The organism is Phyllobacterium sp. RCAM01083, from assembly GCF_055685835.1.
Window position 1 is genome coordinate 312,379 of sequence record NZ_JBVFZN010000005.1, and the last position, 15,036, is coordinate 327,414.

At 61.0% G+C, this 15,036-nt stretch carries 12 protein-coding genes; 6 read left to right on the plus strand and 6 right to left on the minus strand.

Going from position 1 to position 15,036, the window contains the following annotated elements; translation table 11 throughout:
* Positions 1-169 precede the first annotated feature (169 nt).
* A complete protein-coding gene (locus ACZ25R_RS08245) occupies positions 170-517 on the plus strand; it encodes an ArsR/SmtB family transcription factor (RefSeq protein WP_223612626.1) in 348 nt (115 codons plus the stop codon).
* Positions 518-563: 46 nt separating this feature from the next.
* Here ACZ25R_RS08245 and carB read toward each other — a convergent pair whose 3' ends face one another.
* Positions 564-4,046: a carbamoyl-phosphate synthase large subunit gene (gene carB / locus ACZ25R_RS08250; protein ID WP_472460684.1), complete on the minus strand. Its 3,483-nt coding sequence runs from the start codon at positions 4,044-4,046 to the stop codon at positions 564-566.
* A 369-nt stretch (positions 4,047-4,415) separates the two neighbouring features.
* On the opposite strand from carB, the gene ypfJ reads away from it, so the two are divergent.
* A complete protein-coding gene (gene ypfJ / locus ACZ25R_RS08255; protein WP_403183775.1) occupies positions 4,416-5,360 on the plus strand; it encodes a KPN_02809 family neutral zinc metallopeptidase in 945 nt (314 codons plus the stop codon).
* Positions 5,361-5,542: 182 nt separating this feature from the next.
* Here the strand turns inward: ypfJ and ACZ25R_RS08260 are convergent, their stop codons facing one another.
* Complete coding sequence (locus ACZ25R_RS08260; RefSeq protein ID WP_472460685.1) at positions 5,543-6,265, minus strand: aspartate/glutamate racemase family protein; 723 nt, start codon at positions 6,263-6,265, stop codon at positions 5,543-5,545.
* Between the two features lie 146 nt (positions 6,266-6,411).
* On the opposite strand from ACZ25R_RS08260, the gene ACZ25R_RS08265 reads away from it, so the two are divergent.
* Together ACZ25R_RS08265 and ACZ25R_RS08270 are read left to right on the plus strand one after the other, a co-directional pair.
* Positions 6,412-6,876 (plus strand): Lrp/AsnC family transcriptional regulator, encoded by a 465-nt coding sequence (locus ACZ25R_RS08265; RefSeq protein WP_223612630.1) that lies wholly within the window; start codon positions 6,412-6,414, stop codon positions 6,874-6,876.
* Positions 6,877-7,036: 160 nt separating this feature from the next.
* Complete coding sequence (locus tag ACZ25R_RS08270; RefSeq protein ID WP_472460686.1) at positions 7,037-8,308, plus strand: TCR/Tet family MFS transporter; 1,272 nt, start codon at positions 7,037-7,039, stop codon at positions 8,306-8,308.
* On the opposite strand, the gene ACZ25R_RS08275 is transcribed toward ACZ25R_RS08270, so the two are convergent.
* Together ACZ25R_RS08275 and ACZ25R_RS08280 are read right to left on the minus strand one after the other, a co-directional pair.
* A complete protein-coding gene (locus tag ACZ25R_RS08275; protein ID WP_472460687.1) occupies positions 8,303-8,857 on the minus strand; it encodes a TetR/AcrR family transcriptional regulator in 555 nt (184 codons plus the stop codon). The genes ACZ25R_RS08270 and ACZ25R_RS08275 overlap by 6 nt on opposite strands.
* A gap of 2 nt (positions 8,858-8,859) precedes the next feature.
* Complete coding sequence (locus tag ACZ25R_RS08280; RefSeq protein ID WP_472460688.1) at positions 8,860-9,333, minus strand: nuclear transport factor 2 family protein; 474 nt, start codon at positions 9,331-9,333, stop codon at positions 8,860-8,862.
* A gap of 158 nt (positions 9,334-9,491) precedes the next feature.
* Here ACZ25R_RS08280 and ACZ25R_RS08285 point away from each other — a divergent pair, with 158 nt between their 5' ends.
* Positions 9,492-10,412: an aldo/keto reductase gene (locus ACZ25R_RS08285; RefSeq protein ID WP_472460689.1), complete on the plus strand. Its 921-nt coding sequence runs from the start codon at positions 9,492-9,494 to the stop codon at positions 10,410-10,412.
* 130 nt (positions 10,413-10,542) lie between these two features.
* On the opposite strand, the gene carA is transcribed toward ACZ25R_RS08285, so the two are convergent.
* Positions 10,543-11,781: a glutamine-hydrolyzing carbamoyl-phosphate synthase small subunit gene (gene carA / locus ACZ25R_RS08290; RefSeq protein WP_472460690.1), complete on the minus strand. Its 1,239-nt coding sequence runs from the start codon at positions 11,779-11,781 to the stop codon at positions 10,543-10,545.
* Positions 11,782-12,064: 283 nt separating this feature from the next.
* Between carA and ACZ25R_RS08295 the strand changes: the two genes are divergently transcribed.
* Entirely contained in the window at positions 12,065-12,514 is a 450-nt protein-coding gene (locus tag ACZ25R_RS08295) for a GatB/YqeY domain-containing protein (RefSeq protein ID WP_223612634.1), read from the plus strand.
* 580 nt (positions 12,515-13,094) lie between these two features.
* On the opposite strand, the gene ACZ25R_RS08300 is transcribed toward ACZ25R_RS08295, so the two are convergent.
* Positions 13,095-14,765, minus strand: a complete 1,671-nt coding sequence (locus ACZ25R_RS08300) for a Na/Pi cotransporter family protein (RefSeq protein ID WP_288193545.1) — start codon at positions 14,763-14,765, stop codon at positions 13,095-13,097.
* Between the last annotated feature and the right edge of the window lie 271 nt (positions 14,766-15,036).

Here is a 15,036-nt window from a genome sequence, read left to right on the forward strand (position 1 = left end):
TGAACTTAAGTTGAGGTCAATCGCGGATGCAGGTCATTTTGTCTAAGCTCCGGCGGGTCTAGTTTCCGCTCTTTGCTGCCGTTACCATCGGCGTGCCGAATCTTGACAAGGCCCGGACTTTGCAATATTAAACTATTTAGTTATTTAACCAATAGGTAATGTAAAAAATATGACGCCTGACCGTCTCAGTGGCATTCTGGCCGCGCTCGCCGATCCGACGCGGCGCGCCATTCTGGCGCGACTTGCCGAAGGTGAAACCTCCGTCACCGAACTGGCGGCGCCGTTCGATATGAGCATGCCTGCGGTTTCAAAGCATCTGAAGGTGCTGGAGCGGGCCGGGCTGATTGCCCGCGGCCGCGCGGCGCAGTGGCGCCCCTGCCGCCTGGAAGCCGGGCCGTTGCGCGAAGTGTCGGACTGGCTCGACCATTACCGGCGTTTCTGGGACGAGAGCCTCGACCGGCTCGAGGATTATCTGCAGGCGCTGCAAAAGGGCGATCCTGAGGGAACGCCCAACTGAGTAAGGGAAAATCCGGTCACGGCATGGGCCGCGACCGGAGCAATTGTCAGAAATAATCCTGCAGCGGGCGCACTTCGAGCGAGCCTGCCTTGAGCGCCGCAATGGCTTCGGCCACCGCATCGGCACCCGACAGGGTGGTGTAGTAGGGCACCTTCTGCATCAGCGTGGCGCGGCGCAGCGATTTTGAGTCCGAGATCGCCTTGGCGCTGTCGGTGGTGTTGAACACCAGCTGCACCTGCCGGTTGCGGATGGCGTCCTCGACATGCGGACGGCCTTCCTGGACCTTGTTGATCTTCTGCGCAGCAACGCCGTTCTCCGCGAGGAAACGCGCCGTGCCGCCGGTTGCCAGGACCTTGAAGCCGAGATCCGCCAGCCGCTTGACCGGCGCAAGAATGCGCTGCTTGTCCTCGTCGCGCACCGAGACGAACAGGGTGCCGTCACGCGGCAGGTCGACACCGGCGCCGAGCTGTGCCTTGGCGAAAGCCAGCGCGTAGTCGTAGTCGAGGCCCATCACTTCGCCGGTCGAGCGCATTTCCGGTCCGAGCAGGATGTCGACGCCGGGGAAACGGGCGAAGGGGAAGACGGCTTCCTTGACGGCGATGTGCTTGCGCGCGGTGCCCGATGGCTTGCCGCCATAATTGGCCAACGCCTCGTCCAGCGTTTCACCGGCCATGATGCGCGCGGCGATCTTGGCGATCGGCTTGCCGATGGTCTTGGCAACGAAGGGTACCGTGCGCGAGGCGCGCGGGTTGACTTCAAGCACATAGATCGTGCCGTCCTTGATGGCGTACTGCACGTTCATCAGGCCGACGACGTTGAGCGATTTTGCCAGCGCGGCGGTTTCTGCCTCGAGCTGGGCGACGATCTCAGCCGAAAGCGAATGCACCGGCAGCGAGCAGGCGCTGTCGCCCGAGTGAATGCCGGCTTCCTCGATATGTTCCATGATGCCGGAAACCCAGGTGTTCTTGCCGTCGCACAGGCAATCCACATCGACTTCGATGGCTTCGCTGAGATAACGGTCGAACAGCAGCGGGTTCTTGCCGAGCAGGGTGTTGATCTGGCCCGTCTTGTCGTTCGGATATTTCTGCTTGATGTCTTCCGGCACGAGTTCGGGAACCGTGTCGAGCAGATAGCTCTGCAGGGCGCGCTCGTCATGGATGATCTGCATGGCGCGACCGCCCAGGACATAGGACGGGCGCACCACCAAGGGGAAACCGAGTTCACCGGCAATGGTGCGGGCCTGTTCGACGGAATAGGCGATGCCGTTCTTCGGCTGCGTCAGGTCGAGCTTGATCAGCAGCTTCTGGAAGCGGTCGCGATCCTCAGCCAGATCGATGGCATCCGGCGAGGTGCCGAGAATCGGGATACCGGCCTTCTCCAGCGCATCGGCGAGCTTGAGCGGTGTCTGGCCGCCGAACTGGACGATGACGCCGTGCAGTGTCCCGGCGGTCTGTTCGGCGCGCAGGATTTCCAGCACGTCTTCGGCGGTCAGCGGCTCGAAGTACAACCGGTCCGAGGTGTCATAGTCCGTCGATACCGTCTCGGGGTTGCAGTTGATCATGATGGCTTCGTAGCCGGCATCGCGCAGGGCGAAGGCGGCATGGCAGCAGCAATAATCGAACTCGATGCCCTGGCCGATACGGTTGGGGCCGCCGCCGAGGATGACGACTTTCTTGCGGTCGGAAACCTGGGCTTCCGAGGCGAGGGCACCGGCGAAGGGCACTTCATAGGTCGAGTACATATAGGCGGTCGGCGAGGCGAACTCGGCCGCGCAGGTATCGATGCGCTTGAAAACGGGGTGCACGTCAAGCTTCTTGCGCAGCTTGACCACCTCGTTGGGGTCGACCTTGGCCAGGCTGGCGAGGCGGGCATCGGAGAAGCCCATGCCCTTCAGCATGCGCAGGTTCTGTGCGTCCTGCGGCAGGCCGTGCTCGCGCACGCGCTCTTCCGTGGCGATGATTTCCGCCATCTGCTGCAGGAACCATGGGTCGATCTTGCAGCCCTCGTGCACTTCCTCGACGGAAAGGCCGAGGCGCAGCGCCTGGGCCACCATGCGCAGGCGGTCCGGCGTCGGTGTGCCGATGGCCGCGCGAATGGCATTGTTGTCGCTGCCTTCACCAAGGCCGGGAATGGCGATTTCATCGAGACCGGTGAGACCGGTTTCAAGGCCGCGCAGGGCTTTCTGCAGCGATTCCTTGAAGGTACGGCCGATGGCCATGACTTCGCCGACGGACTTCATCGCCGTTGTCAGCGTCGGTTCGGCGCCGGGGAATTTCTCGAAGGCAAAGCGCGGGATCTTGGTGACGACATAGTCGATGGACGGTTCGAACGAGGCCGGGGTGGCGCCGCCGGTGATGTCGTTTTCCAGTTCGTCCAGCGTGTAGCCGACGGCGAGCTTGGCCGCGATCTTGGCGATGGGAAAGCCGGTAGCCTTGGACGCCAGCGCCGAGGAGCGCGACACGCGCGGATTCATTTCAATGACGATCAGGCGACCGTTTTCCGGATTGACGGCGAACTGCACGTTCGAACCGCCGGTCTCGACGCCGATCTCGCGCAGCACCGCAATCGAGGCGTTGCGCATGATCTGGTATTCCTTGTCCGTCAGGGTCAAGGCCGGGGCAACGGTGATGGAGTCACCGGTATGGACGCCCATCGGATCGATGTTCTCGATGGAGCAGATGATGATGCAGTTGTCCGCCTTGTCGCGGACGACCTCCATTTCATATTCCTTCCAGCCGAGCACCGATTCCTCGATCAGCACTTCGGTGGTCGGCGAGGCATCGAGACCGCTGCCGATGATCTCGTAGAATTCAGTGCGGTTATAGGCAATGCCGCCGCCGGTGCCGCCCATGGTGAAGGAGGGGCGGATGATGGCGGGCAGGCCGACATGGTCGAGCGCCGCACCGGCCATGCCGAGCGCGTGCGAGACGTAGCGCTGCTTGCGGTCGCCTTCGCCCAGCTGCCATTCGGTTTCCAGCTTGTCGAGCGCCGCATCAAGTTCGGCGCCGGAATATTTGGCCTTGACGACTTCGCGCTGCTCCTTGTGCAGGCGGCGGTCGAGGTTTTTCACGTCGGTCGCATTGGCCAGCATGGATTTGGGTGTTTCCAGGCCGATCTTGGCCATGGCCTCGCGGAACAGCGCGCGGTCCTCGGCCTTGTCGATGGCTTCGGCATTGGCGCCGATCATTTCGACATTGTAGCGTTCGAGCACGCCCATGCGGCGCAGCGACAGGGCGGTGTTCAGCGCGGTCTGGCCGCCCATGGTCGGCAGCAGGGCGTCCGGACGCTCCTTGGCGATGATCTTGGCGACGACTTCCGGGGTGATCGGCTCGATGTAGGTGGCATCGGCCAGTTCCGGGTCGGTCATGATGGTGGCCGGGTTGGAATTGACGAGGATGACGCGGTAGCCTTCCTCCTTCAGGGCCTTGCAGGCCTGCGTGCCAGAATAATCGAACTCACATGCCTGACCGATGATGATCGGTCCTGCGCCGATGATCAGAATAGATTTGATGTCGGTGCGTTTTGGCATGGCTTCTTCCTATCAACAGCGTGCTGCACAAAAAACCGCACGGACTTGACCGTACGGGCAGACACAAAATTCCTAATGCGAGGCTAAGGCTGCCTTATAGGCAAAGCGATCGGATTACGTAACCCCAAAAACGCGCAAATCCATGCTTTTTCGCCGCAGTTTCGGATGGAAAAGGAATGCGGCGGTGCTTTGTGCTCATCCTGCTCCGAAACAACGGGCGGACTCTGCATTATTCGGTCATGAAAATTGATTGGGAATCCATTGCAGCCACCAGTTGAAAATAGCATCGTGCATGGAACAAATAAGGAGCTATACTGTTGATGTGCAACATATCAGCGGCATGGCCGAGGGTTCATCTGGAGGTGGGTAATGCGCTGGCAAGGCGGTAGGCAAAGTGACAATGTTGAAGACCGCCGCACCGATGGTGACGATGGCGGCACTCCCGGCGGCATGGGCAATGGCGGCGGCTTCCGCTTTCCCAGCGGCGGCGGCATACAGTCCGTGCGCGGCGGCGGCATATCCGGTATCCTTGTCCTTGCGGCCATTTTCCTGTTCCTGAAATTCTGCACCAATATCGATCCGATGCAGATTCTGGTGGATGGCGGCATGATGGATCAATCATCGCCGGGACAAAGCCAGAGCCAGTCGCCCGCCTCACGCCCGACGGCGCAGGCCAATGACCAGATGACGCAGTTCGTCAAGACCGTGCTGGCCGAGACCGAGGATGTCTGGACCGGCATTTTCCAGGCGGAGGGCAAGCAGTATCCGCCGCCCACCCTGGTGCTGTTCAGTGGACAGACCCGTTCGGCCTGCGGTTCCGCCAGCGCGGCGACAGGACCGTTCTATTGTCCGGGCGACCGCAAGGTCTATATCGATCTGAACTTCTACAACGAGCTGGACAAGAAGTTCGGCGCGTCGGGCGACTTTGCCCAGGCCTATGTGCTTGCCCATGAAGTGGGCCACCACGTGCAGAACCTGATCGGTGTCCTGCCGAAGTTCAACCAGATGCGCCAGAACATGAGCGAGGCCGACGCCAATGCCATGTCCGTGCGGGTCGAACTGCAGGCGGATTGCTTTGCCGGTATCTGGGGTCATTTCACCCAACAGAAGGGTATTCTGGAAGCGGGCGACCTGGAGGAAGCGCTGAATGCCGCCAAGCAGATCGGCGACGACACCTTGCAGCGCAAGATGCAGGGCTATGTGGTTCCCGAAAGCTTCAACCACGGCACGTCTGCCCAGCGCAGTTCGTGGTTCAAGCGCGGCTTCGACAGCGGCAAGCTCGACAGCTGCGATACGTTTAGCGGCGCGATCTGATAAGACGCGCGCTGCATGATGAGAGTGGTGCGTGGTTCGACAAGCTCACCATGAGGGAGGTCGAGAGTTGCAGGGAGCCTTATTCCGCGACGTTCGCGATTGGCATGCAGCTAACCCACTTCCCTCATGGTGAGCTTGTCGAACCACGAACCACGCACCTGCAAGCCTGAAATCACAAGAGGCTAAACGGCGGTCTGCTGATCCGTGAAATCCCGTCCCAGCGCCAGCGATACGGCGGCCTCGGAATGGATCGTGGTCGAATCGAACATCGGCAGGGCGACATTGTCGTCGGTGAGGGAGAGGCAGATTTCGGTGCAGCCGAGAATGACGCAGTCGGCTCCGGCTTCCCTGCCGCGCACGATGATCTTTTCCAGCGCCTGGCGGGACTCTTCCTTCACGATGCCGCAGCAGAGTTCGTCAAAGATCACCGCGTGGACTTTTGCCCGGTCGATTTCATTGGGAACCATAACCTCGATGCCGAATGCATTGCGCATATAGTCTGCGTAAAACCCGTGTTCCATGGTGTAGCGCGTCGCCAGCAGCAGCGGACGTTGCATGCCGGCGGCGGCAAGCACCCGGCCGGTTTCCTGCCGGATGTCGATCAGCGGAATGCTGACGGAACCTGCAACCTCGCTGGCAACGAGATGCATGGTGTTGGTGCAGATGAGAACGCAGTCGGCGCCGGCCGCTTCAAGCCGCCTGGCCGCATCCGACAACAGCGCCGCGGCATCGTCCCAGCGGTTGCTCTTTTGCAGGGCGACGACTTCGGAGAAATCCAGCGACTGCAAGGCGACCTTGGCGGAGGCAAGGCCGCCCAGCCGGGCGCGGACGGCTTCGTTGATCTGCCGGTAATAGACGGCAGTGCTTTCCCAGCTCATACCGCCAATCAGCCCAATCGTGCGCATTCTCATTCTCCCTTTGAAGTCATTGCGGGAATGATAATTCAGATGCCGCGCGAACGGTTCGCAAAGTTTGCGGATTAAACCTGTCTCCCTGCAAAAGATTGGCGTATATTCCGGCCGCAACGCCGAAATATTGCGCGGGAATGGATATGCTCGACCATCGTGACCGTAAGATCCTGGATTTGCTGCAAGCAGATTCGTCCATCGCCGTGTCGGATCTGGCCGACCGGGTCAGCCTGTCCGTCTCCGCCTGTTCCCGCCGCATCCAGCGTCTGGAGGAAGAGGGCTATATCGCCCGCCGCGTCGTTCTGCTCGACCGGCCGGTGATGGGGCTGCCGACGACGATGTTCGTCATTGTCCGCACCGCGCGCCATTCCGCCGACTGGCTGGAGCAGTTCCGCGCCGCGATCATCGATATCCCCGAAATCGTCGAGGTGCACCGGATGACCGGCACCTTCGACTATATCCTCAAGCTCGTTCTCCCGCGCGTCGAAGCCTATGACGGCATCTACAAGGCGCTGGTGGAAAAGGTCGAGTTTTTCGATATATCCGCTTCGGTTTCGATGGAGACGCTGAAGGCAACCACCGCGCTGCCGACCCGTTATGCCAGGTAGGGATGTGGCAGCATATGTCAGGAGATATTGATTCCTGAACATAATCGGCAAGCATTTTCTCAGATTTTCTGATCATGTTCACGTATTGTTTCGCTCGTGGAAATCGATTATGAGCATTTTCCGGATCAATTTCGTTCCGGAACGCCAAAAGTGAGTTTCGATGATTGATCCTGTCCTTGCCAAGCGCGGGCTGACTCTTGTCTTTGTCATGCTCCTTATGGATGTCATCGGCATCGCGATCATCGTGCCGGTCATGCCGGCCTATCTCGAACAGCTGACGGGATCGGATGTCAGTCACGCGGCGATAGACGGCGGCTGGCTGCTGTTCGTCTATGCCGCGATGCAGTTCGTTTTTGCCCCGCTGATCGGCAATCTGAGTGACCGTTTCGGCCGCCGTCCGGTGCTGCTTGCCTCGGTGTTCACCTTTGCCATCGACAATCTGATCTGCGCGCTCGCAACGAGTTTCGGCATGCTGTTCATCGGCCGCGTGCTGGCGGGCATCAGCGGCGCGAGCTTTTCCACCGCCTCCGCCTATATCGCCGATGTCAGCACGGACGAGAACCGCGCCAAGAATTTCGGCCTTCTCGGCATTGCCTTCGGCGTCGGCTTTATCCTCGGTCCGATCATCGGCGGCTTGCTCGGCGAGTTCGGTCCGCGCGTGCCGTTCTTCGGTGCGGCGCTGATCGCCTTCCTGAATTTTCTCGTGGCCTATTTCTTCCTGCCGGAAACGCTTGCAACGAAGAATCGCCGGACGTTCGACTGGAAGCGCGCCAATCCGCTCGGCGCTCTCAAACAGATGCGCGGCCATCGGGGAATCCTGTGGATCGGTCTCGTCTTCTTCATGCTCACCCTTGGCCACATGGCCTATCCCTCGGTGTGGTCGTTCGTCAGCGCCTATCGCTATGACTGGAACCAGCGGGACATCGGCCTGTCGCTCGGCGTGTTCGGCATGGGCGGCGCGCTGGTCATGGGTTTCATCCTGCCGCGCGTCGTCGCCCGCTTCGGCGAGTGGCGGACGGCGGTGATCGGGCTGGTTTTCACGGCGCTCGGTTTCTTCGGCTATGCCGCGGCGTGGCAGGGCTGGATGGTCTATGCGGTTATCGTCGCGACCTGCCTGGAAAGCCTGGCGGATCCAGCCATGCGCAGCATCGCCGCCGCCAAGGTTCCGCCGTCGGAGCAGGGCGAACTGCAGGGCGCCATGACCAGTCTGTTCAGCATCACCAATGTGATCGGGCCGCTGATTTTTACCCAGATTTTTGCGATGTTCACCGCGCCGGCGGCATCGGTGGCCTTCGGCGGCGCCCCCTATGTGCTCGGCGGGCTCTTCGTGGTGATCGCCGTCGCCGTCTTTGTCCTGCGGGTGGAAAAACCTGCTATTGCCGCGCATGAGCCGCTGGAACAGGCGGCGCTGGTCTCAGGCGAAGCCTCATAATAAGCGTTTTTCGATCCGCTGCATGGCCCGTTCGAACACGGCAGGATCATCCAGCGCGCGGGCCAGGACCAGTGCGCCCTGAATGTTGGCCACCGCTTCTTCCGCGAGGTCGATTGCCTGATCAGGGGCGTGGCCGGTCTTCTGCAGGGCTATCGCAAGCGCATTCCGCCATTCTGCGAAGTAGTCGAGGATAGCGCCGGCAAAGCGATCCCGAACATTGTCGAGGGCAAAAGCACCCACGACACAGATGCGGCATCCCGAATGAAAATAATCCGACACGGCCCGGCACATGGCACTTATGGCTGCGGGCGGATCGTCCGACTCGCGCAGAGGGTGATAGATCCGGTCTTCAAACCACGTATCGATATGGTGCAGGACCGCTGTTGCCATCTCTTCCTTGCCGCCGGGAAAGAAGTGGTAAAGGCTGCCGCGGCCGAGGCCGGTCTTGTCGCCGATGACTGCGAGGCTCGCCCCCTCAAAACCATATTCGCGAAAGATCTCGGCGAGAACGGGTACGATGTCGGCGCGCTCGGCGATGGTTTTGGCCATGTTCAGAGGCCGAGTTCCGACAGGCCCGGATGGTCAGCCGGGCGGGAGGCGGCGCGGTCCCAGAAAAACTTCCGCTCGGATTCCGCGATCGGCAGATCATTGATACAGGCAAAGCGCGTGCGCATCAGGCCATTCTCGTCAAACTCCCAGTTTTCGTTGCCATAGGCCCGGAACCAGTTGCCGGAATCATCATGGTATTCATAGGCAAATCGCACGGCGATGCGGTTGCCGGTGAAGGCCCACAGCTCCTTGATCAGGCGATAATCGAGCTCGCGGTTCCATTTGCGCGTGAGAAATGCGGCGATGGCATCACGGCCCTGGATGAACTCGGCCCGGTTGCGCCAGTAGCTGTCCACGCTATAGGCGAGCGCCACCCGTTCGGGATTGCGGCTGTTCCAGCCATCCTCGGCGGCCCTGACCTTCTGGATCGCAGTCTCGCGGGTGAAGGGAGGAAGTGGCGGGCGTTGTTCCGGCATGGTCATCTCCATGGATTGTACTGATTGGTAAAGTCTGTATCGATAGGTACAATCCCCGTGTATTGTTGTCAATGAGGATCGCAGATTCGCATGCGCACCTTTGACTGGCCGTCCCTTTGCGCTATGCAACGGGTCCACCCGCCGAAACGAGGTTTTCCATGTCCGCCCAAAACCGTATCCCGCTCAATTCCGAAGGTCTGTCGCTGTCCCGGCTGGTGCTGGGCGCGTGGCGGCTGCTCGATCAGGGCGCAAAGCCGTCCGCGGCCGAGGTGGCGCGCCTGATCGATGAGGCGATTGCGCTTGGCCTGACCAGTTTCGACCACGCCGATATCTACGGCAATTATGGTGTCGAGGCGGCTTTCGGTGCGGGCCTTGCCGGCTGGAGCGGCAAGCGCCAGTCGATCGAGCTGATCACCAAATGCGATATCATGCTGACATCGGACCAGCGCCCGGAAAACCGGGTGAAGCACTACGATACCAGCGCGGCGCATATCAAGGCGTCCGTCGACCGTTCGCTGCAGAACCTCAGGACCGATTATATCGACGTGCTGCTGCTGCACCGCCCCGATCCGCTGATGGATGCGGATGACACGGCGGCGGGATTGCAGGATGTGGTGAAGGCAGGAAAGGTGCGCGCCGTGGGCGTGTCGAATTTCACGCCGCCGCAGATCGATCTGCTGGCGTCACGCCTGCCATTTCCTGTTGTGACCAACCAGATCGAAATGTCGGTCACCTCAACGGTGCCGCTCACCGATGGCAGCCTCGATCACGCCCAGCGCCTGCGCTACGCGCCGATGATCTGGTCACCGCTTGGCGGCGGCAGCCTGTTTTCCGGCACGGGCGAGCAGGAGCAGCGCGTGCGTGCCGCGTTGCAGGCGGTGGGCGTTGAACTCGGTGTCGATGATATCGCGGCGATTGCCATTGCCTGGCTGCTGCGCCATCCGGCGCGGCTGGTTCCCGTGCTCGGCAGCCTGAAGCAGGAGCGCCTGGCGAAAATGGTGGCGGCGCTCGATATCACGCTCGAGCGCCAGCAATGGTTTGCCATTCTGAAAGCCAGTACCGGCCGGGATGTTGCTTAAGTTATAAGCTGCATTCCCGCTGTGCGTGGTTCGACAAGCTCACCATGAGGGAAGTTTGTGGGCTGCAATCAAACCACCTCCCTCATGGTGAGCTTGTCGAACCACGCACCATGGGGATGCAATATTTATCTTAGGCGGCCTGATCGCGCTCGGGCAGGGGCGCAAGACCCTGACGGGCGCGGATCAGGTTGGCGAAGCGGCGGAACAGGTAGTGCGAGTCCTGCGGGCCGGGCGAGGCTTCCGGATGGTGCTGCACCGAGAAGATGGCCTTGCCAGTGACGCGCAGGCCGCAATTGCTGCCGTCGAACAGCGAGACGTGGGTTTCTTCGACACCGTCGGGCAGGGAATCCGCATCGACGGCAAAGCCGTGGTTCATCGAAACGATCTCGACCTTGCCGGTGGTGTCGTCGCGCACCGGATGGTTGGCGCCATGGTGGCCCTGGTGCATCTTCTTGGTGTCGCCGCCGAGCGCCAGCGCCAGCATCTGGTGACCGAGGCAGATGCCGAACACGGGAATGTCGGTCTTGATCAGGTCCTGGATGGCCGGAACCGCATATTTGCCTGTGGCAGCGGGATCGCCGGGGCCGTTCGACAGGAAAATGCCGTCGGGCTTGTGGGCAAGCACGTCGTCCGCTGTTGCAGTGGCCGGAACGATGGTGACCTTGGCGCCAAGGCCGGCGATGAGGCGCAGGATGTTGCGCTTGATGCCGTAATCGATGGCAACAACGTGGAATTCCGGTGCGGTCTGCTCGTCAAAACCCTCGTTCCACACCCATGGCTTCTCGGTCCAGACCGCGCTTTGGCCTGACGTGACGTCCTTGGCCAGATCGAGGTCGAGCAGGCCGTGCCAGGCGGCAGCGCGTTTGGTCAGGGCAGGAATGTCGAAATTGCCGGCGGGATCGTGGGCGATGACGCCATTGGGCATGCCCTTTTCGCGGATGAGGGCGGTGAGCGCACGGGTATCGACGCCGGCAAGCGCGATCACGCCGCGCGCCTTCAGCCAATCGTCGAGATGTTCGGCGGCGCGGTAGCTCGAGGGTGCCGTGATGTCAGCCTTGAAGATGGCGCCGACTGCACCGGCGCGGTTGGCCGGGGTCAGGTCTTCAATGTCTTCCCGGTTGGTGCCGACATTGCCGATATGGGGGAAGGTGAAGGTGACGATCTGGCCGGCATAGGAAGGATCGGTGAGGATTTCCTCGTAGCCGGTCAGCGCGGTGTTGAAGCAGACTTCCGCCTCGCAGGCGCCGGTTGCACCCAGTCCCTTGCCCTCGATCACCGTTCCATCGGCCAGAACCAGCACCGCTGTCGGCTTGAATTCTGTCCAGGCTGCGGTCTTTGCACCTGCGTCTGTCGTTATCGGGGCGGTCATGCGGCACTCCTGCGTGGGCTTGCGTCGTCGTTCTTCATTGGGCATTGAAAAATGCCGTTCGGTATTCCATATGACATGGCTGAACGCGGTGGTCGATTGACCTTACCACCGCTGCAACAACCCAAAATGTCTGGCTAGGTCACGGACCTTAGAGAAAACCGCGCTTCCGGTCAATTGCGACACGACAACTCTTCGTGGAAATCGGTGCCGAACCGGTCCGCCGCGATGATTGATTTCGTTCGGACCCGCCGGTAGGCTGCGCGGACAACAGGAGAGTAAAGCCATGCGCGATACCATCGCCGGGGCACTGACAACCGCCATCAAGGCACAGGACAAGCGCCGCGTTTCCACGCTGCGCCTGATCATGGCCGCCATTCAGGATCGGGATATTCTCAATCGCGGATCGGGCAAGGACCCGGTCACGGGCGACGAGATCAGCGCGATTCTGGCCAAGATGATCAAGCAGCGCGAGGAATCCGCGAAGCTGTACGAGGACGGCAACCGGCTTGAACTTGCCGAGCAGGAGCGCAGCGAGATCGAGATCATCCGGGGCTTCCTGCCCAAGCAGCTGGGCGACGAGGATATCCGCCAGGCCTGCTCGCAGGTCATCGAGGAAATCGGCGCGGGCGGCCTGCGCGACATGGGCAAGTGCATGAATGCGCTGAAGGAAAAATACGCCGGCCAGATGGACTTCACCAAGGCCAGCGGCATCGTCAAGGAAATCCTGCAGTAAGCTGCTGACACGGCACGTGCAGCGGATGGGATGCGCCGGGCGCGGCATTGCCTTGCCACGCCCGCGATCGCATCTGGCCATTGCAAAAGCGGAAAGACGGGCGGTCCCTGGAACGCGGGTCTTGGGGTATGTGGTATGCGATGCTTGCGATCCTGGGACCACCCGCCCCGGCGATTTCAGGTCTTGCCTGTTCTGCCTTGTTTCCTCATCGGAAACGCGCACAGCGTCAGCGCAACCTCCTCATCCCGCAGGTTTTCCCTGCGGAACGAAGTGCCGGTCCTTTCCCGACTTTCGAAGGTTTCCGGAAGCATTCCCGCCGGAAAGGACAGGGATGAGAATATCTCGGGTTGGGATGTGGTGGATAAGTTGGCGTGATTTTTGTTTGATGGGTGGATGGCAGAGCCATTGTGCGTGGTTCGACAAGCTCACCATGAGGGAGGTGGAGGGCTGCAAGGCGTTACATCCTGCAACGTTTGTGATTGGCATTGCAACCAAATCACTTCCCTCATGGTGAGCTTGTCGAACCACGCACCGTGCTTCTGTCATCTCTGCAAACCAACAGCGCCCTATCGCCAATAAATCAGTTGTTCAGCGCGCGCAGGCGGGTGGTGTTGAGCAGGCCCTGTTCCTCCAGCACCGGATAGGCCATGGCGGCCAGCAGCGAGTTGATCTGCTTGAGGTCGCGGATGGTATCGAGGTGGATCGAGCTGGTCTCCAGGCTGCGCAGCGTCCCCTCGCGCAGGCGGCTGAAGTGGCGCTGGCTGCTCTGCTTTTCCAGATCGCGCAGAAGATCCTTTTCCAGCACCAGCTGGTGCGCCATTTCGCTGTCGCGCGACACCAGAACGTTGAACGCCATGCGCGCATTGGTCAGGACCTTTGCGTGGAAGTTGCTGAGTTCCAGCCAGCCCTCGTCGGTGAATTTCAGCTTGCGGTCCATCTTCTTCTGCACGAGCGCAAGCATGTTGCGCACGATGATGTCGCCGACCTGTTCGAGCTTGACGCAGGCGCCGAGCAGTTCCTGGGCGCGGCTGACTTCCTGCGGCGACAGGGCGCGCGTGGTCAGCTTGGCCAGGTAAAGCTTGATCGCGGCATGCTTGCGGTCGACCTTGTCATCGAGGCCCGACAATTCGTCGATGCGCGCCTGCTCGGGATTCTCGTAGAGCCCGATGATCCGCTGCAGCATGATTTCCACGGTTTCGCAGACGCGTACGGTCTCGCGGGTGGCATTGGCAAGGGCAAGGCTCGGTGCATCGAGCACGCTTTCATCCAGCGCGCTGAGCTCCGCCTGTTCCAGCGACGGGGCCTGCGGCGCCGGGGCATTGAGCGCGACGATGGCCTTGGTGGCCTTCAGGACAAGGCCCGACAGCGGCACGCCGGCAAGCAGGATGATGATGTTGAAAAGGATATGCGCATGGATGATCTGGTCGGCCGGGGCCGCACCAAGGAAGGCCACCGACGGCTTGAAGGTGAGGTAGGCGATGAGGATGACAAGGGAACCGGCGCCGCGCATCAACAGGTTGCCCATCGGCACGATCCGCGCCTGCGGCGCGGCATTGCGGGTCAGTAGCGGCGCGATGAAGGACGAGCCGAGATTGACGCCGAACACCATGACGACGCCGAGTTCCGGATCGATCAGCCCGCGCGAGGCAAAGGTGACGAGCAGCAGGATGGCCGCGATGCTGGAATGGAACAGCCAGGTCATCAGCGCCGCCAGCATGAAGGCGGTGACCGGGTCGGTGCTCAGATAGCTGACGATGACGGGCAGGAGGTCGCTGTTGCGCAGCGGCTCGGTGGCCTGGCCGGTCATCTCGAGCGACAGCACGAGAAGGCCGATGCCGACGAGAATGCGGCCGATCTGGCGCCAGTCGCCACGCTCGGTCGACATGAAGATGACGGTGCCGGCGAGCAGGCACAGAGGCACCAGCAGGGTCAGGTCGAAGCTCAGGATCAGCACGACGAGCGCCGAACCGACCTCGGCGCCGCGCACCGCCATCAGCCCGGAAATGCCGCTGACAATGCCGGAACCGACGAAGGAGCCGACGAGCAGGCTGACGGCCGTCGAGCTCTGCAGGGCGATGGACAGCATCGTACCCCAGAGGACGGCAAGGACGGGATTGTGCAGCACGCCGCGCAGGCTCTGGCGCATGCGCTCGCCATAGGCGCGCTCGACACCGGTGCGAACCATGCGCGTGGCCCACAAGAGAAGGGCCACCGCACCTGCGAGATGCAATAAAACTGTCGAACCGTTCACTTGAGCCAATCCTAACGAGGTGGAAAAATGCGGTATACAACCAGACCAATTCTAGTTGCCAATTATTAAGATAACATATCAATCCAAAAGGGGAAAAAATATGTTCCGGCTAAGAAAAATTATGTCGTTTTTGACAAAGTGTAACAGTTTTATGACAGTCTTTGGCCGTGCCGGTAATGATGAGCCGGCTTTTCAATATGCGATCTGATAATTAAATCAAAAAGATAGGATGAGCGGGGGATGACCGGCTTGCAGACCTTTCACCGCCCCC